The sequence below is a fragment of the Pradoshia sp. Z3_51 genome, from assembly GCF_058215915.1.
This window is the reverse complement of the sequence record NZ_JBZAJC010000001.1, coordinates 112,096-135,443: the sequence shown is the minus strand read 5'-3', so window position 1 is coordinate 135,443 and position 23,348 is coordinate 112,096. Positions and strand designations below refer to the sequence as shown.

The window sequence follows — 23,348 nt, the reverse complement described above, 5'->3', positions numbered from 1 at the left end:
CCCTTAGTCATTAGATTTTCATAACTCCACCTGTACTGGCGGAAGTGACGAGTTTCGAATAGCGTGCCAGATAGCCGGTCTTGACCTTTGGCTCAAAACCTTTCCAATTCGCTCTGCGGAGTTCAAATTCCTCGTCTGAGATTTCCAGTTGAATGGTACGTTTATTCATATCGAGTTCAATGATATCGCCATTTTCAACAAAGGCAATAGGGCCGCCTTCAGCAGCTTCAGGTGATATGTGGCCAATGCTGATTCCTCTTGAGGCACCAGAAAAACGTCCGTCTGTAATTAAGCCTACTTTTGCGCCCAATCCTCTTCCGACAATTTGCGAGGTAGGAGCGAGCATTTCCGGCATACCAGGACCGCCTTTTGGGCCTTCATAACGAATGACGACTACATCTCCTTCTTTTACTTTGCCGGTAATAATACCTGATAAAGCATCCTCCTGAGAATCGAAACAAATAGCAGGGCCTCTGTGATAGCCGCCAACTTCGGGATCGACCGCTCCAACTTTAATAATTGAACCATTTGGTGCAAGATTGCCAAACAGTACAGCCAAGCCGCCACGTTCAGAATGTGGATTGCTTAAAGGACGAATTACATCATAATCTAAAATCTCACAGCCCAGCACGTTTTCTCTCAATGTTTGGCCAGAGACAGTTATACATTCTCCGTTTAAAGCACCCGGCTTTTTCAGCAATTCATTAATAATAGCACTGACACCACCGGCATTATGTACATCCTCAATATGATAATCAGATGCCGGCGCTATTTTTGCCAAATGGGGGACTCGGCTGGCAATCTCATTAATACGCTCCATCGGGTATTCGAATCCAGCTTCATGAGCCAATGCGAGAGTATGAAGGACTGTATTCGTTGAACCACCCATGGCCATGTCAAGAGCAAATGCATTATCAATCGTATCGATGGTCACGATATCACGCGGTTTAATGTCTGTTTTAATGAGCTGCATCAGCTGTTTGGCTGATTGTCTGACAAAATCCTTTCTTTCCTCTGCAACGGCAAGGATTGTCCCGTTACCAGGTAAAGCTAAACCTAAGCCTTCCGCTAAGCAATTCATTGAGTTCGCGGTGAACATTCCGGAACATGAACCGCATGTTGGACAGGCGACCTGTTCAAGCTCCTGCAGTCGCTCTTCATCAATTTGTCCGGATTGATAGGCACCGACACCTTCAAAAACGGAAGTGAGGGAGAGGGAGTTGCCATCTTTATCTTTACCAGCTTTCATTGGTCCGCCACTGACGAAAATAGTTGGGATATTGACACGAAGAGCAGCCATCATCATACCAGGTGTGATTTTGTCACAGTTTGGAATACAAACCATTCCATCAAACCAATGCGCTGATACGACTGTTTCAATAGAATCCGCAATAATTTCACGACTCGGCAAAGAATAACGCATGCCGATATGGCCCATAGCAATCCCATCATCGACACCAATAGTATTGAATTCAAACGGAACCCCACCCGCTTCACGGATTGCTTCCTTTACAATCTTTCCGAATTCCTGCAGATGTACATGACCAGGAACGATGTCAATATAGGAATTGCAAACCGCGATGAATGGTTTTCCAAAATCCTCTTCACTTACACCAGCCGCTCTCAGTAAGCTTCTATGTGGAGCGCGATCTATTCCTTTTTTTATCATATTACTACGCATTTCAGTCATGACAATCATCTCCAATTAGGTAAATTTATCTGTATATTTAGAATTATTCAACATTTTAACATTAAATGAAGTAATATCCTATCATAATTGGAAAAGAATTATATTTTTTATATAAATATCGTAAATTGCTGATGTAACTTTCATACTTGTTGAAACTCTCTTCGTTTGAAGACACATTATTTTCATTTTATTGAAAATCAGGGTAAAATAATGCGTATTACTTACATGACGTTTCATAATATGGATAAAAATTCTGACTTGGTAGTAGAACTTCAATCAAGACAGAAAGGATTTGATCGTTTGTTAGATTACAAGTTAATGGTTACTTTATATGAAGGAGACTATGAGAAATGGGTTAACACTGGGATTGCATTAGGGATTGTTTTGCTATTCATCCTTTTTAGGAAGCTAGTTACGAAGTATGTCTTTCAGTTGATATTAAAATTGAGAGAGGATAAGCCAAATGATTTATTTATTCAAGTTTTTAAAAGCTTTGAAAAACCGATCAGTTGGCTGTTTATTATCATTGGTCTGTACATAGGGGTAAAGTACTTTCCATTCATCAATCAACATAATCCTTTTTTCTTAAAATTATTGCGTTCGATGATTATCTTTTTGATTACCTGGGGATTATTTAATTTGTCCTCACCTTCACAAGGTATTTTATTAAATATTAATGAGAAAATGAATCAAAAAATCGATTTGATCCTCATTCCCTTTATATCCAGAGCCATGAGAGTGATTATCGTAGCCATCAGCATTAGTATTATCGGTCAAGAATTTGATTATGACGTAAATGGATTGGTAGCCGGTCTTGGTTTGGGTGGTTTAGCTTTTGCCTTAGCAGCTAAAGACGCTGTTGGTAATTTAATTGGCGGAATTGTAATCGTCACAGAAAAACCTTTTTCTATCGGTGATTGGATTTTAACATCTAATGTTGAAGGAACTGTGGAGGATATAAACTTTAGAAGTACAAAGGTTCGTACATTCAGCCAGGCGTTAGTGACTGTACCTAATGCTACGCTGGCCAGCGATGCAATCACGAACTGGAGTCGAATGGGAAAACGAAAAATCGATTTTCATTTGGACGTCGCCTACCAAAGGGAGACAGATCAACTTGATAATCTAATAGAGGAAATTAAACATTTGCTGCGCTCACATCAAGGTGTTCATCAGGACACCATTGTCGTAGCCTTCGATCAATTTAAAGATCATTATATAAAAATACTAGTTTATTTCTTTACCAATACTACTGCCTGGGAAGAACATGTCCAAATTAAACATCAAATCAATTTAAGTATCATGCAGCTGTTAGAAAAAGAGGGAATATCTTTGGCAGTGCCTATGCAAAAAGTTTCTGTTGATCCTGAGTTTTCATTAATAAAAGAAAGATCAAATTAAATCATTTTAATATACCACTGTGAATTAAGTGATTCATAGTGGTATATTTCTTTTATAAAGAGTATTCACTATAACAGTGCTAGAAAACCTTAGATATTAACCATATTTAAAAAAGAGGGAATACATTCTTTGCCACACAAGCCATCTCCAATTTCTCCAGTGTTTTACAATAATCAACTTCTACATTTTCAATAGTTTGATTCATACTCAGAACCATTTCCTTTACAATCGTTGAATTCTTATACCATTCTGTATATTGAGGTGGCGAGTGCGATACATCTTTCCATACATATGAGAGTGAAGGGCTATAAAAGTGAGGAGATCCAGATAGCAGCCTGCATTCTCTTAAACGAACTTTATACTTTTTTCCTGGAAATTCTTCATTTATATCATTAAAAAGATGCGGCCAATAATCCTTTCTTGAGCCTGTATGCGGCGTATTTAATGCCCATTGTTCAATTTTCTTCAAACTTCTATCATTAAATAAACACGTATACAAATCCTTTCCAATTTGAATCCGGCTATCGAGCTGTTCAAAGTGATGGATCGTTTTACCCGCAAAACTGATCTTCGTATTATTTTTCAAATAAGGAAATAAAATTTGATTCATTGATAAATGATCTTGTAGAGAAAATTCAGGTTTTACAAGGACCTGATTATGGATATTGGGTTCTTTTATGAGTGTTTCTTCTAAATGGTTTTGTTCATTTATGATAAGTGCCACCGTTAGAAGAGCTGAATCTTTATATTGCCAAAAGTAAGTCCAAACAGTTTGCATATACGCTGAAACAAATAAATGAGGCAATAAGTAGGCGAGATTCCGACCGTATTTAAGTGATTCTTCATACATGAGTAATTGAGGATAGGCATCATTAAAAATCAACCAATTGCCCCGTTCTAAAAACAAAAAGAATGTTTCAGCTTCCTTTTTCTCCAGCAATCTTGATAAACAAGTACCCTTTAAGTCAGTCATATTCCATCCGGCATTTCTGGAAACCATATGGGCAAGAAATGACCAATGGATCTCTGGATGGTTATGATAAAAAGAAAGATAGGCTTTAGTCCTGGTAATATTATTCTGATTGGCTAAGCTTGTTTTTTCACGTATCATTCTTAAAATCATTTCATCTTCATGCGTCATTTTGTATATTACTTTCTTTTTTTGATCAAGCATCTTTTTCATTTCAGTTAATGTTCCGGATAGTTCTGTTTTTTTCTTTTTAAACCAGGGAAAGGACATAAATATATCTCCTTCTAATAAAAAATAATTAAAGGTGCTCTATTTTATTCTTTGAAAATTCGGTTTATACACATGCATAAAGCGTTAAGATAGACGATTGCCGCTTGGGAGGAGTAATCTAATAAGCAGCATGAATAGCTTTTACTTTGTCAATAATTTGTTCAGTTTCCGTATGAAAGTGAACATATTAGATATTTCAGTCTGTAGTTTTGTGAAAAAATGTTTGATTGAAAAGAAGTGAGGTTACGACATGAAACAACCAAAGACATCAGAGGAATATACATTAGGGAAAATATTGCTATTCTTTATCCCATTGGCTCTGTCAGCTAGTTTGACTTCGGTATCTCACGTTATTATTAACGGGACACTTAGTCGGGCTGAAGCAGCGGAGGTCATTATATCCAACTATGCAATTGCTTTTTCACTGTTTAGTATTATGGAAAGACCGGCTTTAGTATTCAGACAAACAAGCTCAGCCTTAGCAAAAGGGAAGTCGACCTTCCAGGCTATTTGCTCTTTTTTCATAAAAATCATCGTTTCTTTAATGCTTATTTGTATGTTAGTCGCGTTTTCACCGCTTGGAGAATGGATATTCACTTATTTATTTAATGCTGAACCTGAGAATATGTCAGCTTTAATGAACACCTTTAAGGTTTTAGCTGTTGTGATTTTACTATCAGGCATCCGTACGTTATATCAGGGAATTATGATTAATCATCTTGAAACAAAATGGGTGACCTATGGTGTGATTATTCGCTTGATTGGTATGATTGCAATTGCATTTTATTTCATCCATTATGCGGATTTACTGTCAAGTATAGCCGGAGCCATCATTTTCTTAACCGGTATGTTAATCGAATGTGTAATCAGTATCTGGAGAGGCCATCGTTTAATAAAGACAGAGAACCTGGATGAAGATGATGAACAGCCATTGACCCAAAGAGAGATTGGAAAGTTTTATACGCCATTGGTCTTTTACTTATCTTTTCAAACGCTTGTAACACCTATCATTTATGCTTGTTTAAGCTTCATTGACAATGTAAATCTCGGGATCGCTTCTTTTGCTCTTGCCTTCAGTGTAACGAATTTGATCATCAGCTTTTTTATGTACACCCATCAGGTCGTTCTTCAATTTTATGATACAAACAAAAAAGCGGTCTTTCAGTGTATTGTGATTTTTAGTATAGTTCCTACAACATTGTTGCTTATATTATGCTATACACCTGCAGGCTTCTGGTTTATGGATACGATCTTTGGCACAACCGGTACATTGGCTAAAGAGACATTGCAGGTGCTGCAATTCTTTATTATAAAAACCTTTGTTTTTCCTTGGGTGGATTACTTAGGGGGCATTTTAATGCTAAACAAGAAAACAGGAGCGATGTTAAAGCCACAGCTTTATAATCTGATTACGGTTGTAATTATTTTAGTGACATTTGTTGTCCTGTTCCCTTCATTAAATGGAAGAGCGGGTGCCATAGCTGCTTCTCTTGGGGAATTGGTTGGCTTAGTATTCGTTTTTATGGTGGTGCAAAAATATAATAAGGACATAGATAAGCAAGCTACTCAAATGGAATCCATGTAAGTAAAAGGGAGGTTATTCAGATGAATAATCTCTTTTTTTTGCAGCTAAAAGACTCATAGCATGAGAAAGAGTGAGGAGAGTAAATATTCTTTGTATCCACCCTATCTGTTATACATATTTCCCCTAAATCATTAGTACTTTTATTACTTTTCTTCCTGTTCTAATTTCTCTAATGCCTATTTTTCAGTTAATGGGTAATTCCTGTCTAGTTAGACCCCTCAATGTCCTGCTACTAATGTCTATCATAACGGCAATATACCACCATCATTTAGTTTTTCTATATATATTCATTTATTCCTTTATTAAATGTATATTGCTGCCGGTATGACGATATTTAGTACTTCCTAAATTAGTAATCTTTATTTCCTGTAAATGAAGAGTCTAAAGTGATGAAAAGCATCCAGGGAAAAGAAGAATAAAAGGTTATAACTGGAAGAGACAATAATGCGAAATGTCTAAAAATTCGACAAATATAAAGTATCTCGTGGGAATTAATATAAAAAGTTGTAAATGTAAGGCATTTTTAGTTATTATAGTAAATATATAGCGCTTTACTAGTTAGTAATTTCATAAACTAGTAAATATTAACTAACGAAATTTATTGAATTATGTAAATATTCGTTATTTCACCCATGGCTACTATACAGAAAATCCAAAACGAAAGAAGGAGAGAACGTTAATGGCTATAAGCTTACAAAAAGGACAACGAATTGACCTGACAAAAGGTAATGCAAATCTAAATACGATTATGGTTGGTTTAGGTTGGGATCCAGTAAAGAAAAAAGGCGGCTTTTTTAGCAGAAGTGCAGATGTAGACTGTGATGCATCAGTTATTATGCTGACTGCAGATAAATTGCAGAGTAATAAAGATCTTGTTTATTTTGGGAATAAAAAAAGTGCTTGTAGTTCTGTTATTCATTCAGGAGACAACTTAACTGGGGATGGCGATGGTGATGATGAATCCATTAAAATCAACTTGAAATCTGTTCCAAATACATACAACAAATTAGTTTTTGTCGTAAACATTTATAACTGTGTTCAAAGAAAACAGGACTTTGGCATGATTGAGAATGCTTATATACGTGTTGTGAATCACGATACAGGCGAAGAATTAGTTCGATTTAATTTGTCGGATAATTATGCTGGCTTAACAACATTGATTACAGGTGAAATTTATCGTCACAATTCAGAATGGAAATTTGCTGCTATTGGTGATGGAACGAAAGATAGCAGTCTATCGGAGATATGCAGCAAATACCAATAATAAATATTAATTAAAATACTGGAGGGAAATAAAATGGCAATTTCATTATCAAAAGGACAAAAAGTAGATCTTACAAAAACAAATCCTGGTTTAACAAAAGTAATAGTAGGTTTAGGATGGGACGTAAACAAATATGATGGCGGACATGATTTTGACCTTGATGCATCCGTATTTCTTTTAAATGAAAGCGGAAAAGTATCCGGCGGAGAAGATTTTGTTTTCTATAATAATACAACAGGTGGTGCTGGTTCCGTAACTCACTCTGGTGATAACTTAACTGGAGAAGGTGACGGCGATGATGAACAGGTTAAAATCTCAATCCAAAGTATTCCACAAAGTATACAAAAAGTTGCTTTTGCTGTAACCATCCATGATGCTGATTCCAGAAGTCAAAACTTTGGTATGGTTTCAAACGCTTTCATTCGAATTGTGAACGAAGAAACGAATGAAGAACTGATCAGATATGATTTGGGAGAAGATTTTAGCATTGAAACTGCCGTTGTTGTAGGCGAATTATACCGCCATCAAGGAGAATGGAAATTTAGTGCGATTGGTTCCGGTTACCAAGGCGGTTTAGCTGCTCTTTGCAATGACTATGGATTACAAATAGGATAATACTATTCGTTTATTAAATAGTAATATACGAATTTGAGAGGTGTGATTTTGCACATGGCTATTCAACTCAGTAAAGGTCAACGTATTGACCTGACTAAAAACGATCCAACATTGCAAAAAATTGTTATCGGTTTAGGATGGGATGTAAAAAACTTTGATGGAGGTCAAGATTTTGACTTGGATGCCTCTGCGTTCATCTTAAATGCCCACGGAAAATGCCGTAACGATTTCGATTTCATTTTTTATAATAATCTTCAAAGTACGGATGGTTCCGTTACCCATACCGGAGATAACAGAACGGGAGAAGGGGAAGGGGATGATGAACAAATCAAAATCGATCTTTCTAAAATCCCCGATGATGTGAACAAAATTGCTATTACAGTAACGATTCATGATGCGGAAGTTCGCCGTCAAAATTTTGGACAAGTTACCAACGCTTTTGTACGTCTAGTAAATGAAGATACGGGCGTTGAGGTTTTACGTTATGACCTTGGAGAAGATTTCAGTATTGAAACAGCTGTCGTATTTTGTGAGGTTTATAGACATAACCTTGATTGGAAATTCAATGCGGTTGGTTCCGGTTATCAAGGCGGGTTACATTCATTGGTTAAAGCATATGGCTTAAGCGTTTAAGCATAAATGATTAGTTAGGGGGAATTATTTCTTTCCCCTATTATTTTTAAGATATACAACGGAGGGTTAACACTTTGGAAATTTTAGAACAAATCTTAAGTACGTATGCTTTATTTTTTGACTTGGACATGTGGGCGGAAGTATTAACTGATCCTGTAGCATGGGGACTAATTGGGTCCTTAGTAATCATAGAAGGATTATTGTCCGCTGATAATGCCCTTGTTCTGGCTGTTTTAGTAAAGCATCTTCCTGAAAAACAACGAAAAAGAGCACTTATGTATGGGATGTTCGGTGCCTACTTCTTCCGTTTCTTATTTATTGGAATAGGCGTATACCTCGTTAAATTTTGGTTCATTAAAGTTTTAGGTGCTGCGTACTTAGCATGGATCGTAATCCAGCATTTTCGGTCAAAAGCCGGAGATGGCGAAGACGGCGTAAAACAATTTAATAAAAATTCATGGCTTACACGTACAATCGGAATATTCTGGAGCACGGTTGTTTCAGTAGAATTAATGGATATTGCGTTCTCAGTGGATTCTATATTAGCTGCATTTGCAATATCTGATCAAGTATGGGTACTTTTGGTTGGCGGTATGTTAGGAATCCTAATGATGCGTACAGTTGCCGGTGTATTTTTAACATTAATTGAACGCGTACCTGAACTCGAAACTACTGCATTTATACTTATTGGGATTATCTCAGCAAAAATGTTTGCAAGTGTTTTTGGCTTCCATGTATCTCATTATGTATTTTTTGCGATTATCATTGTCGCTTTTCTCGCAACTTTTATCATTCATTATATCAATAAAGGTAAAAATATTGATAAAAACACGGAAATGGCTGCATCTAAAGATAAATAAAAAGATCTGGCTTGAATTAAAGACGGCTACTGTGTTCGTAAACAGTAGTCTTTATTTTTATATGAAAGGAGCATAAGAATGCAACATTTCAGCTATGAATCATCCATAAAAATGAAAGAGATTTTTTATATGGAACCGGAGCCTTTTACGAAATATACAGATAAAGAGGTACTTGCTTATGCCCTTGGTGCCACTCTTTATATGCCTGCTATAAAAGCGAATATCGCAAAGGATATCATTAACAAAAAGTATCAAGAGCTTACTTCATTAGTGATTGATTTGGAAGACTCAGTTGCTGATTGTATAGTTGTGGATGCTGAAAACAAATTGCTGGAACATCTATCTATACTATCTGAGCATCTTGAGGAAAACAAAATAAGCATGGATGAACTGCCGCTTATTTTTATAAGAGTAAGGGACCCAATCCAAATGAGACGAATAACTAAGCTCATTAACGATTATTTGTACATACTGACAGGGTTTGTTTTTCCAAAATTCAATTATGAAAATGGGAAAGAATTTTTAGCAATCCTGGATGAAATCAATAAAAATAATAGCTTACTATATGGTATGCCTATATTGGAGTCAGCTGAAATTATTTATAAAGAAACCCGAATGGATGCTCTATTAAAAATAAAAGAATTATTGGACTCATATAAGAGCTATATATTAAACATCCGGATAGGAGCTACTGATTTTTCCGGTTTATTTGGTATACGAAGAAAAGTTGACACAACTATTTATGATGTGTCGGTGATAAGAGATTGTATCACGGATATTATCAATCTCTTTACCAGACAGGGTGATGAATATGTAGTTTCCGGGCCAGTTTGGGAGTTCTTCTCAAAAGATAACCGTATCTTAAAACCAACACTGCGTGTAAGTCCTTTTCAAAGAAGATATGGCAGCTCTGGTCTAGTAAAACAGACTGAATTAATCAATGAATATTTAGATGGTTTAATTAACGAAGTCCTCCTGGATAAATTGAATGGAATTAACGGAAAAACCATTATACACCCTACTCATATTAAAGTAGTGCATTCTTTATACACCATTACACATGAAGAATATATAGATGCTATAAGCATCATAGCGAACCGCGAAGGGAATGCAGGGGTTTTAAAAAGCTTGTATGAAAATAAAATGAATGAAATGAAACCTCATTATTATTGGGCGAAAAAAGTCTTACTCCGAGCCAAGGTATTCGGTGTATATAATGTTGATCAAGATTTTACTAGTTTACTCTTAAATCAAGGACATGATGAACAAATTCTAGAGGTGAAATGAAATGACAGCAACGAGAGTGAATATAAGAGAAGTAACGCACCAAATACTGGATGATTTAACAGTTAGGATCGAAGTCTATGATAATCCATATGATTTTGAAACACATCATTTATTTAAAATGGCGACTCGCATTAATAAGAAACGTAATTTTTTATTCGTAAGTACGGTTTTAGGCAAACATCTGGCTGTTAATCCTAAAATACCTCTACTGGTTGGTCATTTATTATCCCTGCGATATTTAGAAGTCGTCTACGGCAAGAAAGATATGCGTGCAGAGGCAATCGCTGAGGCTATAAAAACTGGTGGAAACATTGAGGAATCCTTGCTTTTAGTTGAAGAAGATCCGATCAAACTGCCAAAGCCACTAACCATTATTGGTTTTGCTGAGACGGCTACAGCATTGGGCCATGCGGTATTTAGTTCCTTTGATAAACATGCAAAATACATACACACAACAAGAGAAAAAATAGCTGAAATCCCTTCAATCATTAATTTTGAAGAAGAACATTCCCATGCCAGCAGCCATTATGTCTATTCAAGCGATCCTGCTTTTTTTGATAACGACCAAGAAATTGTATTAGTGGATGATGAAATAACAACGGGTAAAACAGCAATCAATATTATCCGAAAAATCCATTCTGTTTATCCATCAAAAAAGGTATTTACATTGATATCGATTTTGGATTGGCGCACAGCTGAGCATCGTTCACAATATCAGCAATTAGAAAGAGAATTAGGGGTTACCATACATCCAGTGTCTTTAATGGATGGAACAATCTCGATTAATGGTCAACCTGATTTAAAGCTAGAGGATCAACTTGCTGCTCCTAATCAAACTTCTGAACAACACGTTTCATATATACCTATCCATCATTATTTTAAAGACCATCACTTTAATCAATTTACTTCTATCAATACTGATGAGTCTCTAAATGCTTCCCCTTATTCACAGGCTACAGGGAGATTTGGTCTGGATATAGAAGAAGAAAGAAGTTTTTCTCCTATTTTTGAAGAGATAGGCGGTATTTTGAAACAGCATCGCAAAGGTAAGAGGACCTTGGCTATAGGTACCGGGGAATTTATGTATATACCTATGATGATTGCTTCGTCCATGGGGAGTGAGGTTTACTTTCAATCTACTACTCGAAGTCCAATATACTCTTTAGAAAAGAGTGATTACCTAATTCATAATAAATTTACATTTGATAGTCCTGAAAATAAAGGGATCGTAAATTACTTATATAATATTGAAATCAATCGCTATGACGAGATATTTATATTTATTGAAAGAAACTCATCTCATGAATCAGTAAATTCCATACTATCCGCATTAAAACAAACCGGAATTAATTTCATTACTGTCATCACTCTAACGGAAATGAATCAGTAAGGAATTCATATCAACCATTTTCTTTCTAATTGGCTAGAACTGTTAGATATCATATATAGTTTCATACTTTTATAGTTATATACTGCTCCACTATACAACCAGGAGGGATTTTATGCTTAAACGAAAACTAATACCGGATCAAATGGGAAGCTACAACGAAGATGATGCCATATTTTTATTAAGAGATATTAGTGATTACGTCCTTGAAACCAAAACGGAAGAAAGAGAAAGTTTGATCCAATCCGGTATACACTATTCGGAAATGCTCCCTGTCGAATATCATCCTCCAAAAGAATATATAAATTTATTTCATGATACATTAAAAAAATATTCAGAGCGTCTAGCTGTGGCTATTGGAACAGTGGCCGAACAGATTATTGAACGTAAAGGAATGGATAACTTAGTTTTAGTCAGCTTAGCAAGAGCTGGAACACCAATTGGAGTGTTGATTAAACGTTATTACGCCTATAAATATCAAATCAATGTTCCTCACTATTCTATATCTATCATTCGCGGCAGAGGCATTGATGAGGCAGCTATTGATTATATTTTTGAGCAGCATTCTCATGCGAACATTCAGGTAATAGACGGCTGGACAGGAAAAGGAGCTATTACGTTTGAATTAGCTGAAGCATGCGAGAAATATAATTCAACTCACTCGAATTATATTGATCCTTCATTGGCCGTGTTAGCCGATCCAGGGCATTGTGTAGATATATATGGAACAAGAGATGACTTTTTAATCCCATCCGCTTGTTTAAACTCTACGGTATCAGGATTAGTAAGTCGTACTGTATTAAACTATGAATTCATGAGCAAGGATGACTTTCATGGTGCAAAGTTTTATAAAGAATTAGCGGATGCAGATTTATCGAATTTTTATGTGGATACGATTAGCGAGGATTTTGGGAAAGTAGAAGAGCAAGTGAAACAATCCTTGGAACAATTACGTCAAGAAGATAAAACACCTACGTGGCTCGGGATGGATTCTATTGAAAGAATTCAAAACATCTACAATATTAGCAATACACATTTTATCAAACCAGGTGTTGGAGAAACAACACGTGTTTTATTGCGAAGAATACCCTGGAAAATCCTAATCAATCCTAATCATTCAAATGATTTATCACATATTTTGTTTTTGGCTAAAGAGCGAAATGTACCGGTTGAGGAATTCAGGGATATGTCCTATACATGCTGCGGAATTATAAAAGAGGTATAAGGAAGGGATTACTATTATTTTATTTACATCCGATTTAGACAGAACTTTAATTTATTCAAAAAATATGATGGACAAGTACCCCATCGATAATCAAATAACACCAGTCGAATTTAAAGATGATCAGGTTATTACCTATATGTCTCAAACTTCTATTGACCTTTTACAACAATTTAATCAACAACATCTATTTGTACCAGTAACGACAAGAGCACTATATCAATATGAGAGAATTGAAGTATTTCAACAGAAAATAAAACCTAAATATGCGATTGTGAGCAATGGCGGAACGATTTTAGTAGATGGAAAGCCTGACTCTGAGTGGGACGATTTTATTAAAAACCATCTCTCTGTTACTTCACTTCCACATCATGACATGCTAAATACGTTCGCAAAGATCCGTCATGATTCCTGGGTTGAGCGTGAGTTTTATATCGATTCCTTGTTCTATATGTACCATGTAAATAAAGATACCTTACCACATCAAGAACTGCTGTCCTTTGAAGATGAATTAAACAAAATCGGATGGAGAACATTTTTGCACGGAAGAAAACTCTATATACTGCCAAGTAATTTAAATAAAGTTTTTGCAGTAGAGCATTTAAAAAAGCGGCTGGACTATGATATTCATACCGCTGCCGGGGATTCACTTATGGACTATGATATGATTGCAATCGCTGATAAAGGATATAGTCTAAAGCATGGAGAGCTTTACGATGTCAAACCCAACGATCCAAAAATAAACTGGTTAAAAGGTAAAGGAGCAGCTTCCACAGAGGATTTAATTAAAAATCTTCTGAGCCTGTAAGAAAGCTGTAACTCGGTGGGAGTAAGAGTATAAAGTACTATCCCACTGGGTTACTGCTCATTCTTTCAATTGTTTTAGCAATTTTATTTCTAACTGAATAGCGATTCCTAAAAAACATCTATGTAATTGACCGAAAATATCATAGATTTTTTAGTTTATAGAAAAACTGACTAATTACGGGCGTATAATATTCTCCCAAAGTTATATTTTTTGTAAAAAAAGAGCAGATTTCCCAAATCTCTTAGCGCAACTGTAAAAAAATAGATATATAATATTAATGTACGAATCATCTTAGAGAAAGGAGTTTAAATATTGAATTACATAAAAATAGAACCTTTATTAAACAAATCTACAGCAGAATGGTTAGAGTTATTTCTTTCTTCTATTCGTACAAGACCATCCTATCATTTAGATGAATCAACTTTTCGTTTTCAAAGAATCAGTCTCCGAGTATTAGGTATTCCGCTCGACGAAGATGAATACTTTAACTCTTTATACGACATGCACCAAAAACCTTATATACATGTGTTAAGTGAAGAATTGGATAAAACGATCGATAATCAGGTCTTCCAAACTATACAGGATGTTTTAACTTTACACCGTACAGAAAATAAAGGATTATCAATTAAACGATTGATAGCCATTTTTTATGGTAAAAACTTAATACCTAAGCATACGGATTCTACCATTAACAGGCATGTACAAATATCAATCATTAAAGTGGTTGAACATTTTAAAGATAAACAGAAGAGCGGGTTGCTCTCACCTGAATTCCGCAGATTTATCATCGATATGATCAAATGGCTTAAAAATCATTGGGAAAAATGGTCTAAAGACCTCCAAATAGGTTCAGATTTTCCGAAAGTCGTTTGGTATGGAGATCTATCCTTAAGTCAGCAATATTTTTTATTACTGCTCATGGAATTTGGTTGTGATGTTTTAATTTTGCATCCTGCCGGCACAGACTTTTTTAGCGATCTTGATAGAGAAAATGAATTTTCACTACCCTATGTGTATACGAATAAAGGGAAGCTGGAACCATTCCCTACGAAAGAAAGAGAGCGGCAAACGACTGTAGCGTATCGAGCCAACAAACAGCTTGAAATCATGTTAAATGATCATGAGTCTGGGATTTATAAACCTTGGCAATTTAGAAATTTCAAGCCATCATCTACAACATTAAGAATGACCTATGATGATGTATTTATATATGCAAAAGAAAAAGCAATGATTAGGCCTCAATTTAAAATTGATAAGGATCGAGTAATCATTCCTGTCATATTCACAAAAATCAATGGAGTTTCACGAGATCGAGCGGATTATTGGTCTAAAATGAAGGGTCTCAAGGATTCTTCACTCTCGAAAAACATTCGCGAATTTCCTTTCACGACAAAGACAAAAGCCAATTATCATTTTCATTTTCAACATTCATTAGATAAAGATGGCGCACTGTCACCCGAAAAAATGCTCGCAGGAAATTGGTGGAGATATGGACCTTTGCCGATTGAGCTGCAAAGGGCCATCGCCTGGACGATTAAAGAGTACTGTGAACATCCTAAATTACTAAAGCTGAATCATGAAACAGAATATGATTTGCAATTATTTTTATTTAAACAAGCGAGCTTGATTCCTGAAGATTTTCTGAAACAATTACAACAATTTGATTATTCTCAAGATGTGCCCAGAATCGTTCTATACAATATGGGAACTAACAGTACATTTACCCGTGAGGATGCAGCACTGCTGCTGTTTTTAAATGAATTTGGCGTAGATATTGTGTTATACCATCCAGCAGGACAAACCGATATAGAAAATTTTGTAGACCCATCTCATTACGATACCCATTGGCTAGAAGATATTGTTTTTGAACAAGAAATTCCAGACTTTCAGCAAGAAGAAAAATCATTCATTAAAAAGATTATTAAAAGAATATTTTGACTGATATCTATAAGGCTGAATCAACAAATATTCCAATGATTGGGGAAATTACTAATGGTAAATGAATTACAGATAAAACAAAATACAGATCTGACAGAACAGTCTGCTAATGAAGTTAGAATGCAGCTGCGCAATGAAGCACAGGTCCTTCAGATTGTTGAAAATATGGACCTGCGCAATCAAAATGAATTATTATCACTTGGGAGAGCACCGGCAGAACGGCTTTCTCAGTTTTCAGACAGAATATTAAACACGATGGCACTTTCGAAAATTGATGAATCCGGTGAATTATTAATTCAATTAGAGAAATTAATGAAACGGTTTGATAAAAATGAAATCATGAAAGAACCTAATTTCATCGCAAAATTGTTTAAAAAAGCGAAGGCGACAACGGAAGCTCTCTTTAAAAAATATCAAACATTAGGTGGAGAGCTTGATAAAATTCATAGAGAATTTGCGATGATTGAGGATGAATTAAAGCGGACAAATCAAAATCTCGAAGGTTTATATGAAGAAGATATTGAATATTATTTCGAATTAGAAAAATATGTAGTAGCTGCTGAAATGAAATTAGAGGAAGTAAATCAGACGTTAATCCCTGAATGCGAACAACGAGTAAATTCAGGCAATCAAATGGCTCGGATGGAGCTGGAAAATCTTCGTACAGTCAAAGAATTATTAGAAAGAAAAATAGATGATTTAGAAAAAGCCCGTATGGTAGCTGTTATTGCCGCTCCACAGATTAAAACCATGCAACGCGGTAATAATGATTTAGTTGCAAAGATTAATAGTGCCTTTGTTACAACCATTCCGATTTTTAAAATGGGCATTATTAATACGGTCAGTGCGAAACGTCAAAAAGTACATTCAGATTCATTGAATGCATTTGAAGATCGCACGAATCAAATGTTAAAGGATGTCACTAGCGATATTATGAATCAAAGCATTGAGATTGCTCAGCGTTCCGGTAGCTCTAGTATTAAAATGGATACCATTGAAAATATGTGGGATACGATTGTTAAAGGAATAGATGAATATAAAAAGGTTAAAGAAGAACAGTCCATGCAACGGATTGAAAATAAAAAACGTTTGGAAACGATTAGAGAGGATGCGAAACGTGTCCTATCCCAATCCTAACCGATTAACCCTATCTATAGTGAAGATAGGGTTTTTTTTATTCTATATCACCAATTGGCAGGTAATTCGAGTTAATATTAGCTTTTTATCGATTCATTTGATATATCGACTTAATATGATTCTTTTTCTATCTAAAATTTGTAAATTAAAATATAATTAATTTATGTAAATAAAATACAAATAAGGAAGGTGTCATACAATGGTTAACTTAAATAAAATTGAATTAAAGAAAAAAGGACAAAATATCAATCTAACAAAAAGTACGAATCAATCACTCGGAGAACTGCTCGTAAACCTAAATTGGAATCAAAAAAGTGCTCCTAAATCCGGTGGATTCATGTCTTCTTTATTCGGTAAGTCTAATAATGTCGACCTTGATCTTGGTTGTTTATTTGAAATGAAAAATGGAGAAAAAGGCTGCGTGCAAGCTCTTGGCAATGCTTTGGGCAATTATAACGCAAGACCTTTTATAAAATTGGATGCTGATGACCGTACGGGAAGTGCCGTAGGCGGAGAAAATCTTCGGATTAACGGAGATAAAGTCACCGAAATTAAACGAATTTTAGTATATGCGTTTATTTACCAAGGAGTAGCTAATTGGTCTCAGGCAGACGGTGTTGTAACTCTTAATTATCCTGGAGGCTCCGATGTAGAAGTAAAACTAGATGAACATCTAAACGGGAAAAATATGTGTGCAATTGCAATGATAGAAAACGTTAACAACGAAACATTCAAGGTAGAAAGGCTAGTAGAGTACTTTAAGGGCCATCAGGATATGGATCGTGCTTTTAATTGGGGTATGAACTGGGTAAGTGGTTCAAAATAAAAGATTGTACCACAGATAGCAATTTAAAAAATAACAAGGGAGAGTTACGGATGCAGCCGATCTTATTAAAAAAGAATATTGCTAAAGTTGTTTTAGAGAAGAAGAAATTACAAGGCGTTGTAGCCAGAGTAGGAGTTGTGTTAGACATATCAGGTTCTATGCGAGCTTTATACCGTGACGGGGTTGTCCAGGAACAGTAGAGAGAATCCTGGCTGTAGCAAGCCAATTTAATGATAACGGTTCATTGGATGTATGGGTCTATGACAATGAATTTTCCAGGCTGCCTGTTGTTACAGAAAAGGATTTTGTCAATTATGTCAATGATAAGATAGTAAATAATCAGTCCATACATAAGTTTGGAAGAAATGACGAACCACAAGTTATGAAAGATGTTATACATAAATATATGAAAGAAGAACCAGCAGATGAGCCAGTCTTTTTAGTATTTATTAATGATGGCGGATGTAAATCAGGTATTAAAAAGATTATTGCAAATTCTTCAAAAATGCCGATTTTCTGGCAGTTTGTAGGTATAGGTGATTCTAATTTTGATGTGTTAAGAAAGCTGGATACAATGGAAGGCCGACTTGTGGATAATGCAAATTTCTTTCATCTATATAATTTGGAAGATGTGTCCGATGAAGAATTGTTCGATCAATTATTAAACGAATTTCCACAATGGTTAGAGGAAGCAAAGCAAAAGGGGATCTTGAGATAATTCACTCAAAAGCTCTATATTTCTTTAACAAGGATTAATTTCTACAATCTCTTTTTAATTGATACCACAAAAACACAAACGTTATTAGTTTTTAATGTGTTTCCGTTCGTATTTAGAGAAGCTAAGTGCGGTGGCTCCACCGAGCGGACACTCACAAAATAGTGATAAACACGAACATTGGCTATTTTCTTTATAAAAGTTCGAAAAATTAGAGATTATGACTGTATTTTTTACAAAATGCTATTTTTAATTAACAGAACATATGTTCGAACCTTGTTTTGCAGTCTGTTAGATTTTAAATAGAATCATTATATCTCTTCCTAATGCATAGAATCGTATAATTCGTGGTATTAACCTATATAGTCAAATATAAATTATATACGGGTGATCTATATTGACAAAACAGACAAGTGACGATTGCAGATTAGGCAATTTTGAAAAAGAATATGAGCTCCCACCCGGGACCATTCGAAATCGTAATGGCAGGGATACACGCAGTAATAAGAAAATCGGGACGATACGAAAAGAATCGGATCACCACAAAAAGAAATAAAAGAAAATCACAATCTACAAACATATCGTTTTAACGGATCAGTAACTTGAGAGAGCTATTCATTTTCATATACTACGTGTAAAAGGAGATTGATGATGGCAAAAACGACACTGAAATCAAAAGCAACTTTAATTAATAATGTACAGGTCGAGGTCGAAGCAAGGGGACATAAGGTGACAATTGATGAACCGGAAAGAGCAGGAGGAACAGATCTTGGCATGAACCCATTAGAACTCCTTCTTTCATCACTCGGTGCTTGTCAAACCATTATGGCTCAAAGTTATGCGGATAAAACGGGAATTCAATACGATCGTTTAGTGATCGAGCTTGAAGGTGATTTAGATACGGGCGGTTACAAGGGAAAACCAGGTGCAAAAGTTGGTTTAGAGGAAATTCGTTATTTCGTCCATATGGAGTCTAATGCGCCTCAAGAAAAAATCGAGGAATTTATCCGTTATATAGAAGCACATTGCCCAGCACTTGATACCTTAATCAATCCAACAAAAGTTGTATCAAAAGGCGTTAAGGTCACACAAACAAAATAAAATTTTACACCGTCGCGGTATTAGTGACGGTTTTTATTTATATAGAGACAAAAAACCCAACTTACTTAGAAGTCGGGTCGTTTGATATTTAGTCTTTACTTAGTTCCATTTCTCTTAATTGTACATGACGAATCTTTCCTGAAGTCGTTTTTGGTAGCGCCTCGGTAAATTCAATGCTCCTCGGATATTTATATGGAGCGGTTAACGTTTTTACAAAACTCTGAAGATCTGCAATCAGTTCTTTTTCTGAATGGTGTTTATAAGAGTCTGTTAGGACGATAAAGGCTTTAACAATATTTCCTCTAATCGCATCAGGACTTCCTACGACTGCACATTCCTTCACGGCAGGATGCTTAATTAAAGCATCTTCCACCTCGAACGGCCCGATTGTATATCCAGAGCTAATAATAATATCGTCGCTTCTACCCTCAAACCAAAAGAAACCTTCTTCATCTTTTAAAGCTCGGTCACCTGTAATAAAGTATTCACCTTTTCTTTGCGAAAGTGTACGTTCCGGATCTTTATAATATTCTTTAAAGAGAGCAGGTGTACTAAGATGAACACCTATATTACCAACTTCACCTGCTTGGCACAGCTGCCCATTTTCATCGACAATTTCTACTATATTTCCCGGTGTAGCTTTACCCATGGAACCAGGCTTATTTGGGATATCTTTTAATTGGCCGATTAATAATGTACTCTCGGTTTGTCCATAACCATTACGAATCGTTACATTAAACTGATTGTAAAAAGCATTTATTACCTCTGTATTTAGTGCTTCACCAGCGGAAATTGCGCTATGGAGATAAGGTAATTTGTACTTATGTAGATTTTCACTTTTTACAATTAACCGATATTCAGTAGGTGTACAGCAGAAAACATTTATTCGATATTTATCCAGCAAAGCTAAAAAGGTATCAGCATTGAATTTTCCATTATACACGAAGCCCGTTGCTCCTGTTCCAAGTACGGATAGGAAGGGACTCCACACCCATTTTTGCCATCCAGGAGCGGCTGTTGCCCACACTAGGTCATTTTCATTGATAGACATCCAACTCTTTGCAGCTGTTTTCAAATGAGCAAAGCCCCAGGCGTGAGTATGTACAACTGCCTTTGGATTGCCTGTTGTGCCGGAAGTATAGGATAACAAAGCAATATCATCCCTAGTGGTGTTGGCAGCTTTAAATTGAGAGGAAGCTGTTTTCACTTTTTCCTCTAGTGAAATCCATTGATCTTTAGCATCGCCGACACTGAATTTAATCAGCTTATCAGAGTCAGGCACCGCATCAATTTCAGCTGTGAATTTTTCATAACAGACTACCGCTCGGGCTTCAGCATGCTGAATTCTAAAAGCCAAATCTTTTGAACGGAGCATTTCTGAGCATGGAATAAGTACGATACCGGATTTTAATGCTGCCATATAGATGGCATAAGCCTCTATTATACGGGGAACAATCACCAGTATTTTATCACCCATTTGTAATCCCGCTTCAGCAAATACATTTCCTATTTTATTAGCTTCATCGACTAATTGTTTATATGTAATTGATCTTGTCAGACCATCCTGATTCTCCCACTTTAGAGCCAATTTCTCTGGATCATTGGTATAACGCTCAATTTCCGTTGTTAAATTATAGACATGAGGAGCTATTAATTCTTCTCTTTTCATAAAAAAATCCTCCTAAAATACGAATCAAGTATATGATACCTGTTGTCATATGCAACTTTTAGTATCAGGTATTAAAAACAATTTTAGCTATTTTTTACTGACAAGTAAAGGAAAGAGAATAGGAATAATTTTTGTAACGGCTTACAAGGTTGACATAGCAGAAGAATAAAATTGAACAAAGTTTAATAGGTGAGTACATCAATGCAGCATCTTTATTTTATTTCTTATAGATTGTTTGAAGTATATTAGACTATCCATCCGGAAGAATGGAAAGTATTACGGTGGAATAATAGGTTTAACTTAGTAAGATGATTCGTGAAAACCATATAGAATTCTATATACGTAAAAAAGGGAAACCTATCAACTTTTAATTAAACGACTATAAATCGACAAAATAATGATTCCAAGCCCGCTATACTTATACTAGTTAATAAGCAAAGGGGATGTTAGAGTGTATATTTTTGAGCAATTACGTGAACATGCACAAACAAAACCCAGCAGCGTGATTACTTCATTTAAGGGGAAAGAAACAACCTACTCAGATTTTTATCAAAAAGCACAAAACCTAGCAGGATTCTTTCAGCAAAAAGGATATCAAAAAGAAGATATCATAGCTCTTTACTTATTTAATTCGGATACCTTTTTAATTGCTTATTACGCTTGTCAATTAGGTGGATTTTCAGTATTGCCGATCAACACAAAACTTGCAGCTCCAGAAGTGGAGTATATTATGCGGCATTCAGAAGCTAAGGCCCTTATCTATGATGCTCGTTTAAATCCAATACTAGAGAAAATAAGTTCTACTGTGGAACAGTTTAAGGATATTCTTGAAACTGGTGAAAAAAACACTATAGAGTCAGTTTTAGAGGATCATTCTATCCCTTTCCGGCAAGAGCACATAGACAAAGAAGATACTGCAGTTATTTTCTATACATCTGGAACTACAGGTAAACCAAAGGGTGTATGTTTATCAGCAGAAAATGTACGAGCTATTGCTGAAATCTGGGCACAGTCACTAGAAACAACTTCTGAGGATCGTACACTAATCGTTACACCTTTATTTCACTGTGCAGCCAGTCATTGCTTTTCTATCCCAACAATCGTAAACGGCGGTACAGTCATCATTGAAGAAGCTTTTATACTCGGACAAACTTTGAAAGCCATGGAGATGGAAAAAGTCACGATATTTTTTGGAGTTCCCGCCATTTATAGTACGTTATTAAATGCACCTAATATGACAGAGACTGATTTATCACATCTACGGTTATTTACATACGGAGCGGCCCCTATGCCATATGAACTTGTAAAAAGATTAAAGACCTATTACCCAAATGTAAAGGTTCAGAATCTATATGGGCAAACAGAAAACTCTCCAGGGGCAACAACCCTAAAAGATCATTATGCACTAGAAAAAATCGGTTCAGTTGGAGAGCCTTTGCCCTATACAAAGGTTCGCGTCGTGAGTGAAGATGGAGAGGACGTTCCTCCTTTTGCTGTAGGAGAAATCATTGTTAAAGGTCCACAAGTAATGAAAGGGTATTTAAAAAATGAAGAAGCAACTCGCATGACACTCAGAGACGGATGGTTGTATAGCGGAGACTTGGGTCGGTTAGATGAGAATGGATTATTATATATTGTTGATCGAAAAAAAGATATGCTCATTCGTGGAGGGGAAAATGTCTATCCAGTTGAAATTGAAGAGGTTTTGTATCAATTGGATGAAATATTAGAAGCTGCTGTAGTGGGTATTCCTCATCCTGTTTATGGAGAAGTTCCTAAGGCATTTATTGTGCTAAAAGAGGGACGACATCTATCAGCGGAGCATATTCAAACCTACTGTCAACAAAATCTCGCGAAATATAAAGCTCCCGAGACAATTATCTTTGTAGAAGAATTACCACGAAATGCGAGCGGGAAAGTACTCAAACATACTTTGCGAGATAATGCTGTGAAGGCATAGGAAGACGCCT

18 protein-coding genes and 2 pseudogenes are annotated in these 23,348 nt (G+C 35.8%); 17 read left to right on the top strand and 3 right to left on the bottom strand.

Annotated features, from left to right (window positions below; all coding sequences use genetic code 11):
* Window positions 1-10: 10 nt before the first annotated feature.
* A complete protein-coding gene (ilvD, locus tag AC4BHA_RS00650) occupies window positions 11-1,699 on the bottom strand; it encodes a dihydroxy-acid dehydratase (protein WP_490558173.1) in 1,689 nt (562 codons plus the stop codon).
* 201 nt (window positions 1,700-1,900) lie between these two features.
* On the opposite strand from ilvD, the gene AC4BHA_RS00645 reads away from it, so the two are divergent.
* Window positions 1,901-3,091, top strand: coding sequence for a mechanosensitive ion channel family protein (locus tag AC4BHA_RS00645; protein ID WP_254654698.1), 1,191 nt, complete (start codon window positions 1,901-1,903; stop codon window positions 3,089-3,091).
* 106 nt (window positions 3,092-3,197) lie between these two features.
* Here AC4BHA_RS00645 and AC4BHA_RS00640 read toward each other — a convergent pair whose 3' ends face one another.
* Window positions 3,198-4,331 (bottom strand): DUF2515 family protein, encoded by a 1,134-nt coding sequence (locus AC4BHA_RS00640; RefSeq protein WP_490557962.1) that lies wholly within the window; start codon window positions 4,329-4,331, stop codon window positions 3,198-3,200.
* 250 nt (window positions 4,332-4,581) lie between these two features.
* Between AC4BHA_RS00640 and AC4BHA_RS00635 the strand changes: the two genes are divergently transcribed.
* From AC4BHA_RS00635 to AC4BHA_RS00565, 15 genes and pseudogenes are all read left to right on the top strand, one after another.
* Window positions 4,582-5,916 carry a hypothetical protein gene (locus tag AC4BHA_RS00635; protein WP_066103760.1) on the top strand — a complete coding sequence of 445 codons (1,335 nt, stop codon included), beginning with the start codon at window positions 4,582-4,584 and terminating at the stop codon, window positions 5,914-5,916.
* Between the two features lie 679 nt (window positions 5,917-6,595).
* Window positions 6,596-7,180, top strand: a complete 585-nt coding sequence (locus AC4BHA_RS00630; RefSeq protein ID WP_066103763.1) for a TerD family protein — start codon at window positions 6,596-6,598, stop codon at window positions 7,178-7,180.
* Window positions 7,181-7,213: 33 nt separating this feature from the next.
* On the top strand, window positions 7,214-7,795 hold the full coding sequence (locus AC4BHA_RS00625; RefSeq protein WP_066103765.1) for a TerD family protein: 582 nt from the start codon (window positions 7,214-7,216) through the stop codon (window positions 7,793-7,795).
* A 54-nt stretch (window positions 7,796-7,849) separates the two neighbouring features.
* Complete coding sequence (locus tag AC4BHA_RS00620) at window positions 7,850-8,428, top strand: TerD family protein (RefSeq protein WP_066103766.1); 579 nt, start codon at window positions 7,850-7,852, stop codon at window positions 8,426-8,428.
* Between the two features lie 128 nt (window positions 8,429-8,556).
* Entirely contained in the window at window positions 8,557-9,288 is a 732-nt protein-coding gene (locus AC4BHA_RS00615; RefSeq protein WP_373925477.1) for a TerC family protein, read from the top strand.
* A gap of 78 nt (window positions 9,289-9,366) precedes the next feature.
* Window positions 9,367-10,575: an HpcH/HpaI aldolase/citrate lyase family protein gene (locus AC4BHA_RS00610; RefSeq protein ID WP_066103770.1), complete on the top strand. Its 1,209-nt coding sequence runs from the start codon at window positions 9,367-9,369 to the stop codon at window positions 10,573-10,575.
* A gap of 1 nt (window position 10,576) precedes the next feature.
* Complete coding sequence (locus tag AC4BHA_RS00605) at window positions 10,577-11,965, top strand: phosphoribosyltransferase family protein (RefSeq protein ID WP_490557961.1); 1,389 nt, start codon at window positions 10,577-10,579, stop codon at window positions 11,963-11,965.
* A 112-nt stretch (window positions 11,966-12,077) separates the two neighbouring features.
* Window positions 12,078-13,187: a cysteine protease StiP family protein gene (locus tag AC4BHA_RS00600; RefSeq protein ID WP_490557960.1), complete on the top strand. Its 1,110-nt coding sequence runs from the start codon at window positions 12,078-12,080 to the stop codon at window positions 13,185-13,187.
* A gap of 7 nt (window positions 13,188-13,194) precedes the next feature.
* On the top strand, window positions 13,195-13,992 hold the full coding sequence (locus tag AC4BHA_RS00595; protein WP_308810536.1) for an HAD family hydrolase: 798 nt from the start codon (window positions 13,195-13,197) through the stop codon (window positions 13,990-13,992).
* A gap of 312 nt (window positions 13,993-14,304) precedes the next feature.
* Window positions 14,305-15,930, top strand: a complete 1,626-nt coding sequence (locus AC4BHA_RS00590; RefSeq protein WP_490557959.1) for a YceG family protein — start codon at window positions 14,305-14,307, stop codon at window positions 15,928-15,930.
* A gap of 54 nt (window positions 15,931-15,984) precedes the next feature.
* Entirely contained in the window at window positions 15,985-17,067 is a 1,083-nt protein-coding gene (locus tag AC4BHA_RS00585) for a toxic anion resistance protein (RefSeq protein ID WP_490557958.1), read from the top strand.
* Between the two features lie 202 nt (window positions 17,068-17,269).
* A pseudogene (locus AC4BHA_RS00580) lies at window positions 17,270-17,893 on the top strand (TerD family protein); the annotation flags it as partial.
* A gap of 50 nt (window positions 17,894-17,943) precedes the next feature.
* Window positions 17,944-18,611: pseudogene (locus AC4BHA_RS00575) on the top strand (vWA domain-containing protein).
* Window positions 18,612-19,005: 394 nt separating this feature from the next.
* Window positions 19,006-19,164, top strand: a complete 159-nt coding sequence (locus AC4BHA_RS00570; protein WP_490557957.1) for a hypothetical protein — start codon at window positions 19,006-19,008, stop codon at window positions 19,162-19,164.
* A gap of 92 nt (window positions 19,165-19,256) precedes the next feature.
* Window positions 19,257-19,709, top strand: a complete 453-nt coding sequence (locus AC4BHA_RS00565) for an OsmC family protein (protein ID WP_490557956.1) — start codon at window positions 19,257-19,259, stop codon at window positions 19,707-19,709.
* Between the two features lie 88 nt (window positions 19,710-19,797).
* On the opposite strand, the gene mbcS is transcribed toward AC4BHA_RS00565, so the two are convergent.
* On the bottom strand, window positions 19,798-21,378 hold the full coding sequence (gene mbcS / locus AC4BHA_RS00560) for an acyl-CoA synthetase MbcS (protein ID WP_490557955.1): 1,581 nt from the start codon (window positions 21,376-21,378) through the stop codon (window positions 19,798-19,800).
* Window positions 21,379-21,829: 451 nt separating this feature from the next.
* Between mbcS and AC4BHA_RS00555 the strand changes: the two genes are divergently transcribed.
* Window positions 21,830-23,338 (top strand): class I adenylate-forming enzyme family protein, encoded by a 1,509-nt coding sequence (locus tag AC4BHA_RS00555; protein WP_490557954.1) that lies wholly within the window; start codon window positions 21,830-21,832, stop codon window positions 23,336-23,338.
* Window positions 23,339-23,348 lie beyond the last annotated feature (10 nt).